Origin of the sequence: Mesorhizobium sp. M7A.F.Ca.MR.362.00.0.0, from assembly GCF_004023175.1 — a bacterium.
In the GTDB taxonomy this organism is placed as follows: Bacteria; Pseudomonadota; Alphaproteobacteria; order Rhizobiales; family Rhizobiaceae; genus Mesorhizobium.
In genome coordinates this window covers 675-3,812 of sequence record NZ_RZTF01000471.1, presented here as the reverse complement: position 1 = coordinate 3,812, position 3,138 = coordinate 675, and the positions used below count along the sequence as shown (strand labels likewise).

Genomic DNA, 3,138 nt, shown 5'->3' with positions numbered 1-3,138 from the left:
CCGAGACTGAAGAACTCCTTCTGACGCAGCGGCGGTGCGGTCAGGATCGGGAAGACGAGATCGTCGGCGATGAAGACGTCCTCGGCCGCATAGTCGATGCTGCCGGTGCCGCCGAGGCCCAGAACGTCCCAATTGCCGAGTTGCTTGTGCTGAGAGATCGGGGCATGGGCGCACATGATGATCAAGTTGCCCTTCTCGTCCTTGGCGGGCTTGCCGGTGCCGTCGTCGACGAAGGCGGCACTGTGGCTGTAGGTGGCGTGGCTGAAGCCGCTGCCATAGCTCCACTTGCCATTCAGCCGGTAGCCGCCATCGACTTTCTTCAGCATACCGAGCGGCGCGCCCTGCCCCGAGAACCGGTTTTCGGTGCCCGCCGCGAACAACCGCTCGACCGCGCTGTCCGGCAGAAAGGCTGCCGACATCGCACCGATGCAGCAATGCACCATGGAAACCCAACCAGCCGCCCCAGAGTGCCAGGTGATCGCCGCCAGCAGTTCGAGACCCTGGGTGGGTCGCAGCTGCGCACCGCCGAGGCTCTCCGCGGCGAAGATATGCGACATGCGCAGCGGCTTCAGCAGCTCGAACGTGGCCGCAGTCAGTTCGCCATTTTCCTCATCGGCGGTAGCGTTGGCTTCCAGGGCCGGCCCGATCTCCGTGATCTTGCTGAGCAAGTCGCGATAGTCGGTGGTCGTCCCCCACGAGCCGTGCTTGATGGGTTTGTTCATTGTCTTCTCCTCCTTTTCAATGCGGTCAGCCGGCGAGGAAATCGCCGATCTTCCTGAGTGTTTCGGGTTTCTCCTGCATGACGAAATGGCCGGCATCCTCGACCAGGATCAGGCGTGCGTCGGGCAGGGCTTCGACGAAGAGCGGCGCCTGGCCAGCCGGCAGCAGACGGTCCCTGGTGCCCCAGACGACCAGCGTCGGATTGGCGATACGCGCCAGAAAGCGCCGCAGGTTCGGATGGCCCATGCCGAACGGCGCCAGCAGCCGGCCGAGCGTCTCGCCTTCGCGGACGCGGTCGGCGCCGAAGGCCTCGGCAAAGGCGGGGTCTGAGCCGTCCGGGAAATAGCGCAGCGCCACCGAGACGTCATGCGCCAGATAGGCCGGCAGCTCCTGCGGCGCGACCGCGCCCAGATCGGTGGCCGGATGCGCGGGGTCGTTGAGCCCGGCGGGAGCGATCAGCACCACCTTGTCGAAACGCTCGCGCGCAAGGCCGGCGAGCTCGGTCGCCATCCAGCCGCCCATGGAAAAGCCGATGAGATGAGGCTTCTCCGGCAGGTTCAGAACATCGAGCAGGTTCAGGTAGTGCAGAACCAGGTCGGACATCGCAGCGACATGCGGCGCCGGGCCAGAAAAGCCGAAGCCCGGATGGCTCGGGCAGAGCACGCGGAAGCGGTCGGCGAGGCCCTCCGCGAAGCCGAAGCCTTCAAGCGTCGAGGCGCCGTGCAGGAACAGCACGGGCTTGCCTCTACCGATGGCCTTCACCACCGTTTCCGTGCCGCCGATATCGTATTCGAGCGTTTCGAATTGAACGGCCATTTTCACTCTCCTCAAACAGGTGCGGCCTCAAGCAAGGTCCGGCTGAATCAGCACTTTGCATTGCGTGGTGCGGCGGCGAAGGCTCTCGAATATCTGCGGAACTGGCGAGAGATCGATCCGGTCGGTGACCAGAGCTTGCGGTGCGAAAGGTCCGCCGCGCAGCGCATCGAGGGCGACGCCGAATTCGTTGCGCTGATGGAAGAAGACCGAGAACCGCAGGTTCACTTCCTTGGTCAGCGCAATGAACGGATCCCATTCGTCGCCGCCGATACACAAGCCGACGCCAACCACCGTGCCCTGCAGCCGCACCGCTTCGACCGCCGCGCCGATGAGGCCGCGCTTGCCGACGCATTCGAAGACAATGTCTGGCGCTCCTCCGCAGAGATCGGCTAGGTTCTCGGTCAGCTTTTCGCCGGAAAGCGCGAAGCCGGTCGCGCCGAGAGCAAGCGCACGCTCGCGCTGATGGCCATGGATGTCGGCCACCACGACACGCGACGCCCCCATCCGCCGCGCCCAGAAGGCGACGAGCAGCCCGATCGGCCCGGCGCCCAGGATGGCGGCCCGATCCCCCGGCTTCATGCCCGAGCGGACGATGCAATGCAGAGCGACTGACAGCGGCTCGGCCAACGCACCATCCTCGAGCGCCACATCGCCGGGCAGGATATGACACTGGCGTGCGGCCACGGTCGCGTATTGCGCATAGCCGCCGCCGATCAGCTCCATCTCGCGACAGCGCGCCGGATCGCCGCGCTCGCAGGCCTCGCAGTGCCCGCAACCGCGCATCGGCACGACGGCCACTCGGTCACCGATCCGAAGGCCCGTTGCCTCCGATCCGACCGCGACGATGTCACCGGAGAATTCATGGCCGAGCACAAAGCCTGCCTCGATGCCGAAAGGCACGGGGTCCTCGGTGATATGCAGATCGCTGCCGCAGATGCCGCAGGCAGCGACACGCAAGACGACCTCGCCCGGTGCCGGCGTCGGGTCCGGCACCGTGCCGATCCGCAGCGGGACGCCGACCCTATCGAAGATGGCGGCTTTCATGAATCCTCCTCGTCAGCGGTTCGGGTCGACGAGCTTGCGTCGGATCGGGAACCATGGTGCATCCCACCGTTTCGAGATCAGGCCCCAGATGCCCGTCCGGGCGTAGAGCGCGACCAGAAGCGTCATCAGGCCGAGGACAACGAAATAAGTCGCGCCGTATTCGCCGAACCAGCGGTCCGCGATGAAGAAAATCAGGGATCCGATCAGAACGCCCTCGATGGAGCCGATTCCGCCGACCATGACGATGAAGATCGCGACGTTGGCCCACATCGGATCGAAGGCCGAACCCGGGGTGATGCGGAGCTGCGCCATGAAATAGATCGCCCCGGCAAGACCGCAGCCGACCGCCGACGCGACGTAGATCAGGAAGCGCAGCTTGACGACATTCACGCCCTGGCTTGCGGCCGCGACCGGATTGTCGCGCATGGCGATCAGCGCAAGGCCGAAGCGCGAGCGAAGCAGCCAGTAGCTGCCGCCCAGCGTGACGAGCAGCATCCCCGCGCAGAGCAGCGACATGGCGACATTCCGCTCGAAGGCCGAATAGTCCTTCATCACGCG

Annotated in this window: 3 protein-coding genes and 1 pseudogene; all 4 read right to left on the bottom strand. The window is 65.4% G+C overall.

Annotated features, from left to right (window positions below; genetic code table 11):
* A pseudogene (locus EOC06_RS44135) lies at positions 1–722 on the bottom strand (acyl-CoA dehydrogenase); the annotation flags it as partial.
* Between the two features lie 25 nt (positions 723–747).
* Complete coding sequence (locus EOC06_RS33245; RefSeq protein ID WP_128309786.1) at positions 748–1,536, bottom strand: alpha/beta fold hydrolase; 789 nt, start codon at positions 1,534–1,536, stop codon at positions 748–750.
* A 27-nt stretch (positions 1,537–1,563) separates the two neighbouring features.
* Positions 1,564–2,580: a zinc-binding dehydrogenase gene (locus EOC06_RS33240; RefSeq protein WP_128309785.1), complete on the bottom strand. Its 1,017-nt coding sequence runs from the start codon at positions 2,578–2,580 to the stop codon at positions 1,564–1,566.
* A 12-nt stretch (positions 2,581–2,592) separates the two neighbouring features.
* Positions 2,593–3,138: branched-chain amino acid ABC transporter permease (locus EOC06_RS44130; protein ID WP_245470297.1), on the bottom strand; the 546-nt coding region annotated here is incomplete at its 5' end.